The sequence below is a fragment of the Mycobacterium sp. genome (genome assembly GCF_965229265.1).
Taxonomy (GTDB): domain Bacteria; phylum Actinomycetota; class Actinomycetes; order Mycobacteriales; family Mycobacteriaceae; genus Mycobacterium.
Window position 1 is genome coordinate 513,516 of the sequence record NZ_CBDDIY010000011.1, and the last position, 16,419, is coordinate 529,934.

The window sequence follows — 16,419 nt, forward strand, 5'->3', positions numbered from 1 at the left end:
ATGGCCAAGAAGGTGGCGCCGAGCAAGGCCGGCGACGGCAAGGGCGGTAAGAAGATCATCGCCACCAATCGCAAGGCCCGGCATAACTATTCGATTCTCGAAACGTTCGAGGCCGGGGTGGTGCTGGTCGGCACCGAGGTGAAGAGCCTGCGCGATGGGCAGGCCTCGATGGCCGACGCCTTCGCCACCGTCGACGACGGTGAGGTGTGGCTGCGCAACCTGCACATCCCGGAGTATCACCACGGCAGTTGGACCAATCACGCGACGCGGCGCAACCGCAAGCTGCTGCTGCACCGCCGCCAGATCGACATGCTGGTCGGCAAGATCCGCGACGGCAACCTGACGTTGGTGCCGTTGTCGATGTACTTCACCGAGGGCAAGGTCAAGGTCGAGTTGGCGTTGGCCCGTGGTAAGCAGTCCCACGACAAGCGGCAGGATCTGGCTCGCCGCGACGCCCAGCGTGAGGTGATTCGGGAGCTCGGCCGCCGCGCCAAGGGCAAGCTCTGATCGCGGTCCTGCTCGCGCTGACATCGGCTATCGGCTACGGGGTCAGCGATTTCGTCGGAGGTCTGGCGTCTCGGCGGGTGGCCGCCCTACGCGTCGTGCTGGTTTCCTATCCCGTTGCGATGGTGCTGCTCGGAATCCTGGCGGTCGTCGTCGGCGGCACGGTGACCACTCCCGCGGTGGTGTGGGGTCTGCTGTGCGGAATCAGCCAGGCCTTCGGAGTGTGGTGGTTCTACGCCGCATTGGGCGCCGGCCCGATCTCGGTCGTCTCCCCGCTGACGGCCGTGCTGGTGGCTGGGGTGCCGGTCAGCGTCGGGCTGGCGCTGGGGGAGCGGCCCGGTCTCATCGCCGGCGTCGGCACCGTACTGGCCCTGATCGCCGTGGTCCTGGTCAGCCGGGAGGCCACCGACGAGGATGTACGCCCGCACCCGTTCACTGCGAAAGTGGCGTGGCTGACGATCGGCTCCGGACTGGCCTTTGGGCTCAACTTCGTGCTGATCCACCAGGCTCCGGTCGACGCCCGCCTGTGGCCGCTGTTCTTCGCGCGGCTGTCGGCCACCGCGGTGGTGCTGGTGGTGGCGGCCTGCACCGGCAATTTCCATGCCCCGCGGGGGTTTCCGCTCCAGCTGGCGTTGGCGGCGGCGCTGCTGGACACCGGCGCGAACGTGGCGATGCTGCTGGCGCTACAGGCATCGATGTTGTCGTTGGCCAGCGTGTTGATGGCGCTGTACCCGGCGGCGACGGTGCTGCTGGCCATCGTGGTTCTGCGGGAACGGGTCACCCGCTGGCAGGTGGTCGGCATGGTGCTGGCACTGGTTGCGGTCGGGATGATCTCGGTGCGCTAGACCGGCACTGGGTCTAGCGCAGCGGCTCACTGGGCACGTCGTAGCGCTCCTGGTAGGCGCGCACCTTCTCGCGTAGCTCGGTGGCATCGAGTCCGGTGTCGGCCCAGCTGTAGCGGCTACCGCCGCCGTCGCCGGGATTGGCCGAGAGGTGTTCGCGCATAGGCCGCTCTGCGGCCGGGCTGAGGTCTCGGCCCAGCCGGTCGTAGATCGTCTTGATGGTGGCGAACGGGTCCCGCATGAAATCGGCGAACTGCACGTTGATAATCCGGTCCTGGCCGATCACACCGTTGTCGATCATCTGCATCCCGCGTTCGAGCCCCAGCAGGATCTCGGCGCTGCACAACCCAGACGCACGGCGTACCGATGCGCTGTCGCTGGCGAGCTTCTGCAGGTGCGCCACCAGGGCGCTGATCGAGGAGATCACTACTAGGGGATCGCGGTGGGTCTGCACCAGAATCGCATCGGGATACTCGGCGATGAGCTTGTCGAGCTGCCAGAGGTGGGCCGGGGTCTTCAACAGCCACTGTCCCGGAACGCCGGACTGCAGGTGCTGGAGGTAGGTGCGGTGGTAGCGGTAGGCGGCGCTGTGGTCGGCCTGGTACATCAGCCAGTGGGCGTAGTTGGGCAGCCGGTACTGGGTGCTGTAGATCATGCTGCAGAAGGTGCCCGCGGTCATCCGCACGCATTCCTGGCCGAGCCGCGCACCCATCGGGTGCCACTTCATGAAGCCCGGCATCAGCTGCTCGGTCATCTCCAGCTGCGCCTGGATCTCGTCGATCCGCGGGTCGGTGTCGTAGGTGTCGGGCGACGGGACCGGGAACGGGCGGTCGACCTCCCAGGTCAGCGGGGCTCGCAGGTCGGGGTCTTGGCTGAGCAGGTCGTAGAGGATCGTGGTGCCGGTACGGGGCTGGCCCATGATGACGATCGGCCGTTCGATCCGCTCATTGGCGACCTCGGGATGGTCCTTGCGCCAGCCGGTGATCTGCAACCTGTTACGCAACGGGACGATCACATCGGCTGCGGCGATCTCCGCACCCAACGGTGACAGGTCGGCTTCGGTGACGAGGTCGTCGACTAGCCGGTCCAGATTGGCGCGCCAGCCGTCGTCGACGCCGAAGTCGTCACTTCCGGCCAGTTCGCACGCCTGCTCAATCAACTTCTGCGGATCCAGCCGCGCGGCGATCGCACTGGTCATCGCTGAACCTCCTTCTCCAGCAGGCGAACGGTGACCTCTGGTGCGTTGGGGTTGTCCAGCCAGCGAACGACGATGAAGCCACGGCGACGTCCGCCGGTGTCCAGCCAGAACCCCTGTCCGTCATCCTCGGCGCCGATCGACAGCCGGACATAGCCGTCCGCATCAGGGCCGACGCCGCTGTTGGTCACCGAGCTGGTGCGATTGAGCGGCTCGAGGCATTCGTGCCAGATGCTCTCCAAAGTGACTGACCAATAACGGGTTTCGGGCGGTCTGAACTCAAGTTGCAGGCTCTGGTGTGCATCGAGGTCGAACACGCCCAGCATGTAGAGGTTGTCCGGCGTGGTGTTCTCGCCCCCGAGGCTCTCCGCCCCGGACGTGATCAGGGTGTTGGGGGTGTCGAGCAGATCGGGCCGCACGGTGCGGTGCAGGGTCGTGAGTTTGACGATCGTCCATCCCATCGCGGTGAGCTGTGCGGCCAGCAGTTCGTCGGTCAGCGGCGCCGGCGGCGGAGCCTGGCCGAGCAGCGAAATGTCCAGCTGGGCGGGGATTTCGGTGGTCGGGTCGGCGACGTAGTCACGCACCACGATCGACGTGGCGTCCTCGGGAATCTCGATCCACTGGGCGCCGGCAAGTTCGCTGTCGTCCGGCCGGGTGGAGGCGAAGACGACGTTGAACCTGCCGTCGTCGTCGAGGGCAAGGTCGCGGTCGGAGAGGTAGTTGCTCATCCGGCGCGGGTTCATCCCGGTGCCGGCCAGGACCTGCAGACCCAGATAGGTCGACGAGCCGCGGGCCCCGGTGACCCGGTAGGCGCGCTCGCCGCTGATCATGGCCAGCGGATAGGAGCCGTGCGGGTTGGGTCCGCCGACAAGCCGGAACGGGGTGCTCATGTCGACGAAGTGCGGGCGGTCGGGGTCGATATCGACCGACAGTTCGGTGCACAGGGCGCTCACCCGGTTGAGGACCCGAAGACCCTCGAGTAGTTCACGTTCGTCGCGGGCGTCCTGTTTGATCTGTTCGGTCAGGTCGTCGAAGACCTTCCGGACGAATGCCCATGCTTGGAGCGACTTCTCGCCACCCATCTGGTGCCTCATTTCTCGGTCGGTGGATTCATCGGGCGTGGTGCCATGGAGCTGACCGCGCGGGAGATTCGCTCGGACAGCGACCCGCCGTCGCGCAGCCAGTCGTCGAGGGAGATGCGCACCGATGCCATCGCCAGCGCCCCGATCAGTCGCGGTCGCGGGTCGTCGACGGTGAGATCGGGCAGTCGGGGTGCGATCGCCTCGGCGATGGCGGTCTCGAAGTTCAGGTAGCACAGCAGCGTCCAGGCGCGCAGCGTCAGCGAGTCGCGGGTCTGCCGTTCGATCTCGGCGATCTCGCCCTGTATTTCCTCGAAGCCGGCGGCGAGTTCGTGAAAGGCGGCGGCCAAGGCGTCGACCGCGGACAGTTCGGGAGGTTGTCGCCGCAGCGCGTCGGCGATGGCGGCGATCCACGTGGCGGTGAACCCCTCGGCGACCGCGTACTCCTTGGACTCGAAGTAGCGGAAGAACGTGGCCCGCGCGATGTCGGCTTCCTGTGCGATCCGGTCGGCGGTGGTGGCGGCGAGCCCGTTGCGCATCACCAGCTGGGCGGCGGCAGTCGCGATGCGCTCCCGGGTGCGTTCCCGCTTGCGGACGCGCAAACTGTCAGACATCGTCGCACTGTAGACAAAGTCTCATTTTCTTCGCGCCGAAACCGCCAAACGGGTGGACAAGTCGCAGGACACGCCCGCCAGAACGTCGAGTTCGACGCGGGAATCAATGCGCTTCTGTTCGGGGTTACAGCTGGCGTAAGATGGGACGTCCGGCCGGAAGCGGCCGGGGTGCGAGGGGCTGAAGGGTTTCGACTTCGCGCATCGAATCAAGGGAAGCGTGCCGGTGCAGGCAAGAGACCACCGTAAGCGTCATTGCAACCAATTAAGCGCCGATTCCAATCAGCGCGACTACGCCCTCGCTGCCTAAGTAGCGACTGCGTGTCTGTCAGACCGGGAGCGCCCTCGGCCCGGACCCTGGCATCAGCTAGAGGGACCCACCCACGGGTTCGGTCGCGGGATCCGTGGGGACATCAAACAGCGACTGGGATCGTCATCCTGACTTGTCCGCGGGAGCAGGAGATCCAAGTAGAGACATAGCGGACTGCGCACGGAGAAGCCTTGAGGGAATGCCGTAGGACCCGGGTTCAATTCCCGGCAGCTCCACCTATAACTGCAGATCAGAGACATCTAAATATCGAAAACCAGCGTCTTGTCAGAGTCTGTCAAAGAAATCGCTGGTGACGTCCCCCCTGTCACACCAGACAGGGGGGATTTCATGGCATCAGCATCAATCCGCACGCGCCGCCGCGCTGACGGCAGCACCGCATACGCGGTGCTGTACCAGATTGACGGCACCCAGACCTCGGCCACGTTTGACGACGAACAGGCCGCCCAGGACTTCCGCAACGCCATCAAAACCCTCGGCCCCCAACGCGCGATGCTGGCGTGGGGGATCGCCCCGACCACGACGCTCGCCAAGAAGATCAGCGGCCCGACAGTGGCCGAATGGGTCGACAAGCACATCGACGCACTGTCCGGTGTCGCCCGGTCGACGCTTTACGACTATCGGGCCTATCTACGGAACGACATCACCCCGGCGTTAGGTGCCATTCCGCTGGCACTGCTGGCACCCGCTGACGTGGCCGCGTGGGTGGAAGCCATGGCGAAGGCCGGTTCGTCGGGGAAAACCATCCAGAACAACCACGGGTTTCTCGCCTCCGCGCTCAACACCGCCGTCGCCGCCGGTCATATTCCGGCTAACCCCGCCGCCGGCACCCGGCTGCCACGTACCGAGCGGCCGGAAATGATCTTCCTGACGCAGGAAGAATTTCGGCAGTTGCGCACCGGATTCACGGACCGCTGGCTACCACTGCTCGACTTCATGGTGGCCTCGGGCGCCCGATTCGGCGAAATCGCCGCGCTGCGCCCCAGCGACGTTGATCGCCAGCGCGGCACGGTTCATATTGGCCGCGCGTGGAAGCGCACCTACGTTAAGGGTGATGGATACGAACTCGGCGCGCCGAAGACCAAAAAGTCCGTGCGAACGATCAGTGTCGCACCAGCCATCCTCGACGGAATGGACTACAGCCGCGAATACCTGTTCGTCAACAGCAGGGGCGGCCCGCTGCGTGTCGCGGGATGGCGCGCCAACGTCTGGTACCCCTCGGTTGACCGGGCGCAAAAGAAAGAAGAAGGCCTCAAGAAGGCGCCCAGAATCCACGACATGCGCCATACCTGCGCGTCATGGATGATCGCCGCCGGCGTGCCACTGCCGGTCATCCAGCGGCACCTAGGGCACGAATCCATCGCCACCACGGTCAACCTGTACGGCCACCTCGACCGCAAGGAATCTGATGCCGCCGCCGCTGTTATGGCGGCTGCTTTAGCGCGTCCGTAAACATTTGACGGCGCATAGGAATCGGGCAGTCGGATGAGCCGTGACGGGCTGGAACTGTCACAGTGATGGTTTCACGCAGCGTTTCACGCACTGTTCTACGGCTCTGTGCTCGCCGCCGCCGGGATCATAAAAGCATCTAGCTGGTGTTCGCCCCCGCTGCCGGGGTGGGAATTCGTGCCTCACCGTGGATGACCGTTCCGCTCCTAAGTTAGAACACATGACCGGCGTGAACGCACACAACGGCTCAAAACCGTTGCACCTAGCCGACTATCCGACCGTGCCACAGGTCGCTACCGACCTCGGCGTCAGCGACGAAACCGTGCGCCGCTGGATACGTCAGCGCCGCCTCAAGGCTGTTCGCGTCGGCCCGCGCACTTTGCGCATTGACCCCGAATCGCTCACCGAACTGGTGCAGGCCCGGTGAGTCCACCCACCGCGCAAGCGGTAGCGGGATTCGGTGGTAGTGCGACACCGACGAAGAACGAATTGATTTCCGAATACGACGACGACACGACGTCGGCACCGCTGGCGCCGTGGATGGCAGCAATCAACCCTGATTCTCGAGATGCTATGCGCCGCAACGTGACCGACACCCCGCCACTCACCCGGCGGCAAAAAGACTGGCTCAGGCTGCTGTTCCGAAAACCTCCGAGATGACCACCTCCCACCTCGGCGCACCACACCCACCCCGCCACCAGGGTTAAGGAAATTCCGGCACCGATGCCAAAACAAAAAGCAGGCCGGTCGGTTACCACCACCGACCGGCCCAGGCCCACCAGTACCGACGCTGATTCTACCAGTGCAACAGTCGATTTCGATTTCGACGGTCAAGTCATTGACGCCACCAGTCGCACCATCTGGGAAGCCATCGCCACAGGCGAATCGGCGACGCCGTGTCGGTGTCGGTGTCGGTGTCGGTGTCGGTGTCGGTGTCGGTGGGATCGCCGGCAAGTGGCGGCGGTAGCGGTATCGGTGGGATCGGCGCCACCGGGTTCCGTGACGGGCGGCTTCGGGGGCTTCGGTTCGGGTGCCGGCGGTATCGGACGTGGTGGTGTCGGCATCTGTGATCACTTGATGTCACCTTCATTTTTGCCAGCCCAGAGGGCGGCGAGTTCCTGCATTTTCTTGACGACTTCGGGGTCGCCGAGGTCGGGCATGATGCGTCACGGGAAGCCGCGAAATGGCGCAGAGAATTCCGCGAAGCCGAAGCCACGATCAACCAAATGGCCGAACGGCTCGCTGTAGTCCAGCGCGGCGAAGCGGAGCGCGTTGCGGCGCAGCACCTGGCCGATGGCGCCGACATTTGGCGCGACGGCGCCACCATCGACACCCTGCTCGACGCTGACGGCAATCTGGACACGGACGCGGTGATCGAACTGGCGAAGGCCACCGCAGCCGCCCACCCACACTGGGTCCGGCGCGCACTGCCACCCGTCAAGCGGGGCAGCCTCGTATCGGGTGCCAGTTCGCCGTCTGACCGCCTACAGCCATCGTGGGCCAGTGTGTTGCGGGGCGACCGCTAAAACGCCGCTAGGCTTGACGGTGGGCGTGCCGGTAGGCCAGGCGCCACGGCCCGCCCACCGTTAAGCCCCGGCGGGGCAATCTCGGTTCGACGGCAGCGCCGCAGCCATCCCGAATTGTCAACGCCCGAAAGGCTTTTCCCATGACTCTATTGACCGCAACCAGCGGCACCACCAACGGCATCCTGCCCAACGAAATCGGCGCCCTGATCACCGAGCCGGTACGCCGCGCGTCCGTCGCCATGAACGTCGGCACCGTCGTCACCACCGTCAGCAACGAATACCGCGTCCCCGTGGTTGTTGCTGATGCTGGCGCCGACTGGGTCGCCGAAGGGGAAGAAATCACCCCCACCGACGCCACCCTCACCGAAATCGTCGTCCGACCCTCCAAAGTTGCTGGGTTGTCGGTGATCTCCCGCGAACTCGCCACCGACAGCAGCCCCTCAGCCCAACAGCTTGTCGGGGAAGGACTCGCGCAGTCCCTCGCCACCAAGATCGACGCCGCGTTTTTCGCCAACACCACCGCCAACGGCCCCGCCGGCCTGGCATCGCTGGCCGACGTGCAACTCGTCTCGACCTCGGGTGGCATCACCGACCTGGACCCGTTCGCAGAGGCGATCAGCAAGGGCGAAGATGTCGGCGCGGTCATCACCAGCTTCGTCGCGAAACCCGCCGATGTTCTCAACCTGGCGCGCCTCAAGAAACTGTCCACCGGATCGAATGAACCGCTCCTGCAGGCTGATCCGACGCAGCCGTCCCGCCGGCAGATTCTCGGCGTGCCGGTGATCAGCAGCCCGCCGTCGAACCCGGCGACATCTGGGCAATCCCGGCCGCCAAGGTACTGATCGTCCTGCGGGAAGACGTAACGCTGGCCGTTGACGAATCGGCCTACTTCTCCTCGGACAGCATCGGCGTGCGCGCCACCGTGCGCGTCGGATTCGCCTACCCGCACGAAGCCGCCGTCGTCCGACTGACCGGCAGCGGTTCCTAACACCAGACCCGGCAGCGCCGCGGATCGGGATTCTTACCTTTCTTGCCCGATCCGCAGCGCGCCGCCGGTGCCGGGATGCTGTGCCATCACGCCGGGTCGAACGGGGCACAGCACCCGGCACCACCAAAACACCGGAGCAGCACTGTATTCATGCCCGAACTGCCAGGCCACGGTTGGATTCCTCGGCACCACCTACCTGTGCCCGCAGACCCGCACCGCGGCACCGCCGCACCAACCCGGCCCCCCGCGGGACATGCCGCGCCGGCGACGCGACGAACAGGCACCTGACCGCGGCAAGCTGGCACGCAAACGCCGCCGCACCAAGAAGTCGCCAGTGGAAGTCACCGCCGACGATTTCGTCGCTATCGGCGCGGTCGATCCACGCTGACCCCCACCCCCATAAGCCCCTGACCTGCGTGTTTGGCCCCTCCTTGGCGTAGGCGACATTCCTGCGCAGCGTTTTCCCCGAACCATCCCGGTTTGCCTCGGCTACAACCATGTCTGCTGACGGGTTCCCGTACCTGGGAAAACTGGCGTAGGTGGATTCTTTTATTCCAGGATTAGTGGGAATCAGGAATGCAGCTGCCGCCCCCTGTCCCCACCACGCTCCCGTCCGGACAGGTGGACCGCGACCACGTAGTCTCCCAATTGGCGGTGTACTGCAGATTGGCGCCGAGCAGGTTTGACAGCGTGAACACTGTGCGCCAGATCCGCACCATGCTCAGGTTGGCATTCACTAGAACGGTCCGCGAGATACGGGCATATGAGAGGTCTGCCTTGGAGAGGTCGGCGTTGGTCATATCGGCCTCGTGCACTTGGGCATAGCTCAGGTTGGCCCTGTGCAGGTTCGCCCCGACGAGGTTGACAAGGTGGAGATCCGCCCATTCCAGGTTCGCCCGTTCGAGGTTCGCCCCTTCCAGGTTCGCCTCGACGAGCATGGCGCTAGCGAGGTTCGCCCCGGTCAGTATGGCGTGGCTGAAGTTGACGTCGGCGAACGCGGCGCCGGCGAGGTTCGCCTCGGTCAGTATGGCGTGGCTGAAGTTGACCTCAAAGAGTTCCTGGCCAGCCAGGTCGACCCCGGTGAGGTCCTGCCCGGAACAGTCCTTGACCACCACACACGACGCCGTACCGCCCATGCCAACGCTCGGGCCGACCGGGAACAGCGTGCGCCGCGCGGTCCACAGCGCACCGGCCAGGAAGTCGGTCACCCGGCTGGGCGGAAAGTTCAACAACCAGCGGTCGATGCCATCCAGCATGCGTTCGACGGCGAACCCGATGCCGTTCAGCGTCTTATTGATCGCCGTAACGATCGGCCCAGACGCCGCGCCAGTCGCACCGAACGCCCAACAGCTCCCGCACGACGCTTCAGCCCCGACCACCGCCGCCGGTGCCGCCACCTGCCGCGCCGTCGCCTCGAGCGCCGCCGCACCCAGCTCGTCGACAACCCCCGACACCCGCCGCCCGACAGGAGCCGACACCACCGTCTCCGACTCGGCCACCTGAACAGGAGACTCCGCACCACCTACAGCAGACGCACGACGCGGCATCGCCGCCGCCGGCTCGGCGACCGGCAGCGCCTTGTCGCCGCGCAGCACGTCCTCGCCGACACCGGCACCGGCACGGGTACGCGCCGACCGGGTCACCCGGCCTGTCGCACCAGACTCCCTCGCCCCCGTCAGCCCGCCGACGGCGGCTCGCCCCGAACCCCGACCACCGCCGGCTCGCACCCATCGCTCGGGGGCCGGCCGCGCACCGGCGTCGGCCACCGCACTACCGGCCACGCCGCCAGCACCCTCCGACGAAGCTTCAGCCCCCGAACCCTCGGCCAACGCCACCGGCTGCGGCGCCAACCAGAACAACCCCGCAACCGCTAGCGACGCAGCAACACGAACCCCACCGACCACCGACATTGCGTCCTGCTTCCTCAAAGCGCCCTCAAAAACCCGAATCCCAGGAGCATAAAGCAGTGGCACGGAACTCAGTTAGTACCGAATTCAGCACTAGCTCAGAACGGCAAGACGTGGGTTCGCGGCCCCATTATGGGCAGGTGACCTGGATGTCGAATGGGACTTTGATCTGATGCAGGAAGTTTGCGGGATCGGTGCCTGTCGCGGTTCCCGTGACATAGATCGTGGCGCCGTCGCGCATTACGTTGGCTGGGTCGCCGAACGGTGCGATTGCCCCGCGCTGATATCCGGTGGCAATGCCGTTGACGAGGCCGAGTCCGACTGATTCGACGTTGGTGTCGTTGTCGATGAGGACGATGGCAATGTCACCGATAGTGATGCTGGTTCTTCCCATGGCCGTCGAACAGGCCGGGCTGCCTGGATAGGTTTGGGGTTGTCCGTCAATGGTGATTCGATAGCCGGCCGGGGGCTTCCCCGGCAGCTCCACAAATCAATAGCCGAAGGCCAGGGCGAAAGCCCTGGCCTTCGGCGTGTGGGGTTTCGCTCAAACGCGCCGCTTGGTCTCCGCTTGACGGGCGGGTGCAGCGGCGGTGACGGAGGCGGCGGGCACGGTCGCTGCCGGTTGCGCTGGGGCCGGAGTGCTGCCGCAGCCGGTGTTTGTTTTGGTGCCGTCGGGGCAGGTGGTGTTGCTCCAGGTCGCTCCGGTGAAGCTGACCCCCGTTAGGGTCGCGCTGCGGAAATTGGTGTTCGTGAGATTCGAGAAGTTGGCGCTGGAGTTCGTGAGATCTGCGCTGGAAAGGTTGGCGTTCGTGAGATTGGCGTAGGAGAGGCTGGAGTAGGGAAGCTTGGCGCCTTGCAGGATTGCTCCGGTCAGGTTGGCCTGGGCGAGGCGGGCGCCGGGTAGTTGGGCGAAGGTCAAGTTCGCACCGGAGAGGTTGGCCGATTCCAGTTGTGCGTACTCCGGGAAGATCGTGCCCCGCAAGTCTGCGCCGGAAAGATCGGCACCCTGTAAGGCAGTCCCGAAGTTTGCGCCCGTGAAATTGGCGCCGCGCATTTTTGCGGTTGGCAGATTGACGACGCCGGCCATGTTGGCGTTGATCAGGTACGCGCTAATAAGGATTGCGTGGTCTAGATTCGCGCCGCTCAAGTCCGCATTCGTCAGGTTCGCGCCAGCGAAATCCGAATAATAGTAGAAATCCCGAACCGGCCCCAGTTCTACCCAATAGCTGAAGTCGGCCCCAATCAGCGTGGCGCCGGTCAAGTTTGCCCGATTCAGTTTCACGCCTCTGAGATTCGCGCCGTTCAACGTGGCGTTGCGCAGTGTCGCGCCAGTCATGTCAGCGGAAACTGCATAGGCTCCGCTCAGGTCCGCACCGTCTAGCGTGGCGCTGCTGAGATCAGCGAACAACAAGTTCGTGTTCCGCAAGTTGGCGCCTGTGAGGTTGGCACCCGAGAGATTCGCACCTTTGAGGTCGGCGCCTTCCCAGTTGACGCCGGGACTTGGTGGGCTGGGTGTGGCGTTGGCGATGGTGTTCGCGGCGGCGGCGGTGGTGGGCGTGTCGGAGATTTCGCGGAGGTCGGCGTAGGAGGCGTCGGCGTTGGAGAAGTCGGCGTCGGCGAGTTCGTCGCCGTTGATGTCGGCTTCGACGAGGGTGGCGCCGGTGAAGTTCGCTCCGACCAGAGTCGAGTGATAGAGGTTGGCGTATTTGAGGTTGGCCCCGGAGAGATTGGCGCCGGAGAAGTCGACGCGCACGAGGTTCAGTCCGCTCAGGTTCTGGCCGGAAAGGTCTTGTCCGGAGCAATCTCCGGTGCTGACGCAGGCGGGTGCGTTGGTCCAGCCGCTGAAGGGCAGGACGAGGAGGCGGCGCACCAACAGCAGGCCGCCTTCCAGTACTTGGGCGATCGGACCGCCAGGCAGCACACCCACCAGATTCGACAAGCCGTCGAAGGCGCTGTTGATCAACACCACCGGCCGGAACCCGAACAGTGGCTCGGCGGCCACCGCTGCCACGTTCGGGGCAGTGACTGTGTCGGCTGTCGCCGAGGCAGTGATCGTTGCCGCGGCGTTGGGTTGCGCACCTGCAGTTTCGGTCACCGCTGGCAGCGCCACCGGCATGGCCGTGGCGGGGCTGGTTCGTGTTGCAGCGGAGAGTGCGTTGTCAGCCCGTGAGGCGGCCGTCGAACGGGCGGAACGTGCGGTAGCACGCGTGGTGCTGGGCCGTGCGACAGCGGCCGCCCGCGGCCCGCGCGCGGTGGACGCCGCTGCTGCGTTGTTGGCTTCGGCGGGCCGTGCAGCGCGGTTCGGCGAGCTGACGGAGTGCTGCATCGCTCGGCCGGTGGTCTGAGTCGTCCCACCAGCGGCTGCGCCGTCATCGGCGGTGGCGACCGCGGGGTTCAGCAGCAGTGTCGTGCCGATGCCGGCGGCGACGGCGCCCGTCTGTAACCAGCGCACGACCGGGAGTTGCTGCTGCCTCACACGGGTGCTGTTCGCCATGGTGAATCCCCTTCAAGTAATCAAGACCTCGGAACGAAAATAGAGCCGAAACAGCAGCTTAACGCACTGGTTGGACCAGTGCTCCAGCGATAGCGGTTTGCCACTCCTTGACAAGGTGTGGCGACACGGAAGATTGCGACGTTCGACGGCGCGGCGCACTCTGGGTCTAGACACGCTCGAGCGGCTCCGGTCCGTTCCTCTTCCTGTTGACGTCTGCGCGCTTGGGGCGTGGCGATGCCCGTACCCGTGCATCTGACCTGGTGGGGCGAGGGTTGCTGGCCCGCAACATCGGGTACAGGTGGTCATGTTCTCTGGCGGCACACGTGGGTGTGGCGTGCGCGCAGTGCGCTCCCTCGAGTCTTGGGCCGCACTCGGCGCTGCGGTACTAGTCGGCGCCGGCGTGCTGCTCGCCAGCCCGAGTGCACCGGTGGCCGCTGCCGCCGGCTGCCCCGATGCGGAGGTCATCTTCGCCCGCGGTACCGATGAGCCGGACGGCCTCGGCCGGGTCGGCGATGCGTTCGTCGACTCACTGCGCACACAGGCCGCTGGGTTGGACATCGCCAGCTACCCGGTGAACTACAAAGCCACCAAGCTGCAGTTGCATGGCGGCGACGGTGCCAACGACACGATCGCCCACATCAAATCGACGGTGTCCTCCTGCCCCGACACCAAGATCGTTCTGGGTGGCTATTCCCAGGGCGCCAGCGTGATCGACATCGTGGCCGGCGTCCCGCTGGGTGGCATCACCTGGGGGAGTGCCCTGCCGCCCGAATATGCCGACAACATCGCGGCGGTCGCCACCTTCGGCGACGTGGCCGATCGCACCGGTGGATCGTTGCCCACCCAGAGTGCATTGTTGGGCTCCAAGGCGATCGACTTGTGCAACCCCGCCGACCCGATCTGTCACGCGGGCCCAGGCAACGAATGGAGCGGACATACCGAGGGCTACGTCCCGGCCTACACCACCCAGGCCGCGGCCTTCGCCGCAGCCAAGCTGCTGGTCGGCTCAGCCCAGACGCCCGGATACGGGCCGCTGCCGGGGTACGGACCGCTGCCAGGATATGGCCCGGTGATGACTCCGGATTACGGGCCCGAAACGTCGGTGCATGGTTCGTCACCGGGCTACGGTCCGCAACTGCCCGGCCCGGGGCCGTCGGTGATCGGCCCCATTGCACATTCCTATGACTCCGGAGCGATTTCGACTGTCTACTGACGACGAGCGCGGCGCGTCGGCCACCCGGGTTGTCGGATCAGCGGCTGATTCCCGTACGGCTCAGCGTCCGGCGAACCCGCGACGCCGCACCGGCGAGCGGGTTGTCCACAGCGAACGGGAGCATTCGGGGGATCGGTCCGGTTGTCCTCCGGTGACCGCGTCGCCGGCGCGCGATCGCCATGCTCACCACTCCGGTGAGAACGCCGAGAGCGAAGTACCCGCTCGAAAGCCGCCGGTTCCGCTGCCGCACCGTGGCCGTGACGTAGCCGGACAGCGCCGCCAACGCTGCAATCGCAATGAGCAGCGCAATCAGCGATCCGACCGGATCCATGCCGCACCCTCCTTGTATCTCGGTGGTCCGATCACACCACCCTCGGAACCGAATCGGGGGAGCCGATCGAAGGTCGTGATGCAACCGAGGAACAAGCGTTACCTGTTCTCCGCGTCAATCGGTGAACGCGCGGGAGTACTGGCAGCCGTCGCGGTTCGCCCACGCTGTGATCCCGTTCACCGGCGGGCCGAACGTGATGCGCTCAGGCAGCCGTGGGTCCGCGCCGATCCGAAATGTTCGGCCTCCCAGTGCAACCAGCTCAGCGTCGTCGGTGGGGGCTTCCACGCCACCGGGTGCGATCAGGAACAGGCGCCCCCTGCGCAGCACCACACGGAAGTTGGTGTACCACGGCGAGTACGAGCGGTAGTGCCCGCACAGCGATTCCAGCTCTGCGCCCGAAGGGTCCACTGACGCCGACGCGCCAACGCGCGTGAATGTCCGCGGCCCCCAGTGCCAGCTGTCGTCTCGATAGTTCAGCGAGTATTTGGCGAGCGATCGAGCCTGTACCACCGCGCCTCGGGTCCAGGTGCGTAGCAGTGGCTTTCGCCCGTCGGCGCACTCGAGGGTCAGCCGCAGGCGGTCACGGCTGCGTTCTTCGACGGCGATCCGAATCGACTGCGGCCCCTCCAGTCCGGCTGAATCGGCGGAGTCATCGATGAATTCGCCGACATAGCCGTGCTGTTCGACGGCCTCGGGCCACCACTGCGGGGTCATCCCCGCGATGTCGACCGAGCCGGGCGACCTCAGCTCGGTGGCGACGCTGCGGGCGATTGCCTCCGCGATGGGGCTGTCGCCGTTGGCGTTGGTGACCACGCAGACGGCGAGCTCATCGTCGAGGTCCGCCAGTAGGAAGGAGGCGTAGCCGACCATGCCGCCGCCATGGGTCAACACGGTGCGCCCGTCCGAACATTCGACGTTGACGCCGAGTCCGTAGCGGCTGGTGTCGGTGGGAGGCACCCCGGGCAGGACGAGAACGTCTTCCCCGTCGGGTGCCGTCGAGCCGATCATCGTGTCGAACTCGGTCGGTTGCAGGATCGTCGTCTGGCCGAGGGCGCCCCGGCCCAGCAGCATGCGCGCGAAGATGGCCAAGTCCGAAACAGTGGCCGCGATATTGCCGTCGGCGCCGGCGACCTCCAGCCACGGCGCCTGCACCTGTGCATCGCCGGGGATCCACGGCCGGTCGTCGCGCAACGCCTGATAGCCCCGTGCCAGTGACAAGTAGTCGTCGTGGGTGACGTAGGTGATGGTGGAGGTCATCTGCAGGGGCGCGAGGATGTGTTCGCGCACCAGTTCGGTGAGGCCATGACCGGAGACTTGTCGGGCAGCTTGGCCGAGCAGGAGGAAGCCCAGATTCGAGTAGTGGAAGAACGTCCCCGGTGCCGCAGTCGACACGGCGCCGGTGAAGGCGGCCACCTGGCCCTGCTCGTCGGGCAGGGCCTCGGCGCTGGCCACTAGGCCAGCGGTGTGGGTAAGTAGCCGCTCGATGGTGATCCCTTCGGCGCGCAGGGGTTCCGGCAGCCAGTCGAGGATGGCGCTGACGGGGTCGTCGAGGCGGATCAGGCCGCGGCGCGCCAGATGCAGGATGGCGATCGCGTTGAACACCTTGCTGATCGAACCGATCTCGAAAAGGTGTTGTGGCTCAACGGGAATTCCGGCGCTCACATCGGCGTGGCCGAAGCGGTAGGAGAACAGCTCGCGATGCTTGTCGACGGCCAGTACCGCGCCCCCGGGCACTGCCCAGTGTTCGGCGATGGCGGCGACGGTGGCCCGCGTGGATTCGGTCATTCGCCGATGAACGTTAGTGCTACAGCCATGACAGCCACTTCTTTCAGCCGGCCAATAAGACATACTTAGTATACAAAGTAACTCCTGGATTGGCGCCGCTAGCAAGTCGCCGGCGAAGTGCTCCCCGGAAGGGAGGCGTCACCCACCGCGAATGCGGCACGTTCTGA

The 16,419-nt window shown here is 65.7% G+C and carries 16 protein-coding genes and 1 other RNA gene; 8 read left to right on the forward strand and 9 right to left on the reverse strand.

What is annotated here, in order from left to right; all coding sequences use genetic code 11:
- Both smpB and ADBZ9K_RS14950 read left to right on the forward strand, forming a co-directional pair.
- Entirely contained in the window at positions 1-507 is a 507-nt protein-coding gene (gene smpB / locus ADBZ9K_RS14945) for an SsrA-binding protein SmpB (protein WP_526621756.1), read from the forward strand.
- On the forward strand, positions 504-1,349 hold the full coding sequence (locus tag ADBZ9K_RS14950) for an EamA family transporter (RefSeq protein ID WP_526622666.1): 846 nt from the start codon (positions 504-506) through the stop codon (positions 1,347-1,349). The genes smpB and ADBZ9K_RS14950 overlap by 4 nt, the downstream gene beginning before the upstream one ends.
- A 13-nt stretch (positions 1,350-1,362) precedes the next feature.
- On the opposite strand, the gene ADBZ9K_RS14955 is transcribed toward ADBZ9K_RS14950, so the two are convergent.
- The 3 genes from ADBZ9K_RS14955 to ADBZ9K_RS14965 are packed head-to-tail and all read right to left on the reverse strand — an operon-like array spanning position 1,363 to position 4,234.
- Positions 1,363-2,544: a sulfotransferase gene (locus ADBZ9K_RS14955; RefSeq protein WP_526621758.1), complete on the reverse strand. Its 1,182-nt coding sequence runs from the start codon at positions 2,542-2,544 to the stop codon at positions 1,363-1,365.
- Positions 2,541-3,623: a DUF1214 domain-containing protein gene (locus ADBZ9K_RS14960; protein ID WP_526621760.1), complete on the reverse strand. Its 1,083-nt coding sequence runs from the start codon at positions 3,621-3,623 to the stop codon at positions 2,541-2,543. Before ADBZ9K_RS14960 ends, ADBZ9K_RS14955 begins: the two co-directional genes overlap by 4 nt.
- A gap of 8 nt (positions 3,624-3,631) precedes the next feature.
- The gene (locus ADBZ9K_RS14965; RefSeq protein WP_526621762.1) at positions 3,632-4,234 is read right to left on the reverse strand and encodes a TetR family transcriptional regulator; all 603 of its coding nucleotides are present in this window, start codon (positions 4,232-4,234) and stop codon (positions 3,632-3,634) included.
- 174 nt (positions 4,235-4,408) lie between these two features.
- Between ADBZ9K_RS14965 and ssrA the strand changes: the two genes are divergently transcribed.
- From ssrA to ADBZ9K_RS14985, 4 genes are all read left to right on the forward strand, one after another.
- Positions 4,409-4,780, forward strand: a transfer-messenger RNA (tmRNA) gene (gene ssrA / locus ADBZ9K_RS14970).
- A 109-nt stretch (positions 4,781-4,889) separates the two neighbouring features.
- Positions 4,890-6,011, forward strand: a complete 1,122-nt coding sequence (locus ADBZ9K_RS14975) for a site-specific integrase (protein WP_526621763.1) — start codon at positions 4,890-4,892, stop codon at positions 6,009-6,011.
- A 217-nt stretch (positions 6,012-6,228) separates the two neighbouring features.
- Positions 6,229-6,435, forward strand: coding sequence for a helix-turn-helix transcriptional regulator (locus ADBZ9K_RS14980; protein WP_526621764.1), 207 nt, complete (start codon positions 6,229-6,231; stop codon positions 6,433-6,435).
- The gene (locus ADBZ9K_RS14985) at positions 6,432-6,668 is read left to right on the forward strand and encodes a hypothetical protein (RefSeq protein ID WP_526621765.1); all 237 of its coding nucleotides are present in this window, start codon (positions 6,432-6,434) and stop codon (positions 6,666-6,668) included. Before ADBZ9K_RS14980 ends, ADBZ9K_RS14985 begins: the two co-directional genes overlap by 4 nt.
- A 506-nt stretch (positions 6,669-7,174) precedes the next feature.
- On the opposite strand, the gene ADBZ9K_RS14990 is transcribed toward ADBZ9K_RS14985, so the two are convergent.
- Positions 7,175-7,414 carry a hypothetical protein gene (locus ADBZ9K_RS14990; protein ID WP_526621767.1) on the reverse strand — a complete coding sequence of 80 codons (240 nt, stop codon included), beginning with the start codon at positions 7,412-7,414 and terminating at the stop codon, positions 7,175-7,177.
- Between the two features lie 260 nt (positions 7,415-7,674).
- Here ADBZ9K_RS14990 and ADBZ9K_RS14995 point away from each other — a divergent pair, with 260 nt between their 5' ends.
- On the forward strand, positions 7,675-8,376 hold the full coding sequence (locus ADBZ9K_RS14995; RefSeq protein ID WP_526621768.1) for a phage major capsid protein: 702 nt from the start codon (positions 7,675-7,677) through the stop codon (positions 8,374-8,376).
- Between the two features lie 706 nt (positions 8,377-9,082).
- Here ADBZ9K_RS14995 and ADBZ9K_RS15000 read toward each other — a convergent pair.
- The 3 genes from ADBZ9K_RS15000 to ADBZ9K_RS15010 form a co-directional block, all read right to left on the reverse strand.
- The gene (locus ADBZ9K_RS15000) at positions 9,083-10,117 is read right to left on the reverse strand and encodes a pentapeptide repeat-containing protein (protein ID WP_526621770.1); all 1,035 of its coding nucleotides are present in this window, start codon (positions 10,115-10,117) and stop codon (positions 9,083-9,085) included.
- Between the two features lie 442 nt (positions 10,118-10,559).
- Positions 10,560-10,916 (reverse strand): lipoprotein LpqH, encoded by a 357-nt coding sequence (locus tag ADBZ9K_RS15005; protein ID WP_526621771.1) that lies wholly within the window; start codon positions 10,914-10,916, stop codon positions 10,560-10,562.
- 57 nt (positions 10,917-10,973) lie between these two features.
- Positions 10,974-12,923, reverse strand: a complete 1,950-nt coding sequence (locus ADBZ9K_RS15010) for a pentapeptide repeat-containing protein (protein WP_526621773.1) — start codon at positions 12,921-12,923, stop codon at positions 10,974-10,976.
- Between the two features lie 304 nt (positions 12,924-13,227).
- Between ADBZ9K_RS15010 and ADBZ9K_RS15015 the strand changes: the two genes are divergently transcribed.
- Positions 13,228-14,136: a cutinase family protein gene (locus tag ADBZ9K_RS15015; RefSeq protein ID WP_526622668.1), complete on the forward strand. Its 909-nt coding sequence runs from the start codon at positions 13,228-13,230 to the stop codon at positions 14,134-14,136.
- Positions 14,137-14,173: 37 nt separating this feature from the next.
- Here ADBZ9K_RS15015 and ADBZ9K_RS15020 read toward each other — a convergent pair whose 3' ends face one another.
- Together ADBZ9K_RS15020 and ADBZ9K_RS15025 are read right to left on the reverse strand one after the other, a co-directional pair.
- Positions 14,174-14,467, reverse strand: coding sequence for a hypothetical protein (locus ADBZ9K_RS15020; RefSeq protein WP_526621774.1), 294 nt, complete (start codon positions 14,465-14,467; stop codon positions 14,174-14,176).
- Positions 14,468-14,581: 114 nt separating this feature from the next.
- Entirely contained in the window at positions 14,582-16,252 is a 1,671-nt protein-coding gene (locus tag ADBZ9K_RS15025; RefSeq protein ID WP_526621775.1) for a serine hydrolase domain-containing protein, read from the reverse strand.
- Positions 16,253-16,419 lie beyond the last annotated feature (167 nt).

Coding starts and splice junctions, on each gene's coding strand:
- smpB (WP_526621756.1), top strand. CDS start 1: ATGGCCAAGAAGGTGGCGCCGAGCAAGGCCGGCGACGGCAAGGGCGGT.
- ADBZ9K_RS14955 (WP_526621758.1), bottom strand. CDS start 2,544: ATGACCAGTGCGATCGCCGCGCGGCTGGATCCGCAGAAGTTGATTGAG.
- ADBZ9K_RS14960 (WP_526621760.1), bottom strand. CDS start 3,623: ATGGGTGGCGAGAAGTCGCTCCAAGCATGGGCATTCGTCCGGAAGGTC.
- ADBZ9K_RS14965 (WP_526621762.1), bottom strand. CDS start 4,234: ATGTCTGACAGTTTGCGCGTCCGCAAGCGGGAACGCACCCGGGAGCGC.
- ADBZ9K_RS14975 (WP_526621763.1), top strand. CDS start 4,890: ATGGCATCAGCATCAATCCGCACGCGCCGCCGCGCTGACGGCAGCACC.
- ADBZ9K_RS14980 (WP_526621764.1), top strand. CDS start 6,229: ATGACCGGCGTGAACGCACACAACGGCTCAAAACCGTTGCACCTAGCC.
- ADBZ9K_RS14995 (WP_526621768.1), top strand. CDS start 7,675: ATGACTCTATTGACCGCAACCAGCGGCACCACCAACGGCATCCTGCCC.
- ADBZ9K_RS15010 (WP_526621773.1), bottom strand. CDS start 12,923: ATGGCGAACAGCACCCGTGTGAGGCAGCAGCAACTCCCGGTCGTGCGC.
- ADBZ9K_RS15015 (WP_526622668.1), top strand. CDS start 13,228: ATGTTCTCTGGCGGCACACGTGGGTGTGGCGTGCGCGCAGTGCGCTCC.
- ADBZ9K_RS15020 (WP_526621774.1), bottom strand. CDS start 14,467: ATGGATCCGGTCGGATCGCTGATTGCGCTGCTCATTGCGATTGCAGCG.
- ADBZ9K_RS15025 (WP_526621775.1), bottom strand. CDS start 16,252: ATGACCGAATCCACGCGGGCCACCGTCGCCGCCATCGCCGAACACTGG.